Origin of the sequence: Methylophaga sp. UBA4204, assembly GCF_002379485.1 — a bacterium.
In the GTDB taxonomy this organism is placed as follows: Bacteria; Pseudomonadota; Gammaproteobacteria; order Nitrosococcales; family Methylophagaceae; genus Methylophaga.
Genome location: NZ_DFTU01000069.1, coordinates 1 through 1404 on the forward strand (window position 1 = coordinate 1; position 1404 = coordinate 1404).

Annotated in this window: 2 protein-coding genes; both read left to right on the forward strand. The window is 45.9% G+C overall.

What is annotated here, in order from left to right; translation table 11 throughout:
• Positions 1-411 (forward strand): ATP-binding cassette domain-containing protein (locus B3182_RS10190; RefSeq protein WP_292752652.1); only part of this gene is annotated, 411 nt, incomplete at its 5' end.
• Positions 412-415: 4 nt separating this feature from the next.
• A partial coding sequence (locus tag B3182_RS10195; protein WP_292752655.1) for an HlyD family type I secretion periplasmic adaptor subunit occupies positions 416-1404 on the forward strand: 989 nt, incomplete at its 3' end.

Genomic DNA, 1404 nt, shown 5'->3' on the forward strand with positions numbered 1-1404 from the left:
TTTGCTGATGATGCCGCAGTATTACGAGCGGCTGAAATAGCCGGCGTGACTGAGTTTATCAATCGGCACCCATCAGGGTTTGATATGCCTGTCGGTGAACGTGGTGAAGGCCTTTCCGGTGGACAGCGTCAGAGTATTGCCGTGGCGCGGGCTTTATTACTGGATCCTCCCGTGTTGGTTTTGGATGAGCCAACCAATTCCATGGATAACAGTAGTGAAGAACGCTTTAAAACCAAACTGGGTGAAATTATCAAAGATAAATCGCTTATTCTGGTTACACATCGTGCCTCTTTATTAAGCCTGGTGGATCGTGTGTTAGTGATGGATCAGGGTAATTTAGTAGCCGATGGGCCACGTGAACAAATTCTGGCTGCGTTAAAGAGCGGACATATCCGGGTTTCGAAAGGGTAATTGGATGGCCTGGTTTAAAAAAAATAATGACGATGTCAATTTCATGTCTGAAATCAGTGCGGCAACGATGGCCTCAACCCATTGGGGAGGGCATATTCTATTATTGCTGATCGCAGCTTTTATAGGCATTGCTTTATGGTGGGCGAGTGTTGCAGAAATTGATGAAGTCACACGGGGGCAGGGAAAAGTAGTTCCCTCCAGCAAAGTTCAGATAATTCAAAATCTCGAAGGCGGCATTCTGGCGGATGTTCTGGTGAGTGAAGGACAAATGGTTGAAAAAGGCGATGTGCTGTTAAAAATTGATGACACACGTTTTTCATCATCTTTTCGTGAATCAAAATTAACTTACTGGGAGTTGGTGGCCAGAACGGCGAGATTGAGTGCCGAAAGTGAGGGCAAGCCATTGGAGCTTCCCGATGAACTGATGATCAATCAACCGGAACTCGCTGCAGAAGAGCGGGGATTATATCAATCCCGACAATTACAATTGCAAAGCACAATTGATGTTTTAAAAAGACAAGTTGAACAGCGCCGACAGGAACTGGTTGAAAAACAGGCCAAGCAACAGCAGCTCAGTCGCAGTTTTGAGTTGAGTAATCAGGAATTACAAATGTCCGAACCTCTTCTGGCGGCCGGCGTCATGTCAGAAGTTGAGATATTGAGACTGAAACGTACCGTCAATGATCTGAAAGGTGAAATGGAGTCGAATCGTCTGGCGATTCCGCGTATTCGCTCTTCGATTGATGAAGTTCAGCAGAAAATAAATGAAGCGGTTACCCGGTTTGAGTCAGAAGCGGCAAGAGAGCTCAGTGAGGTGCGAGCTGAAATGGCACGCACCGAAGAATCTGTATCGGCATTAAAAGATCGGGTGACCCGGACGAATGTACGTTCGCCTATGAAAGGAACCATAAAACGTTTGATGATCAACACTATTGGCGGAGTCATACAGCCAGGTATGGATCTGGTGGAAATTGTTCCTTTAGAAGATAATTT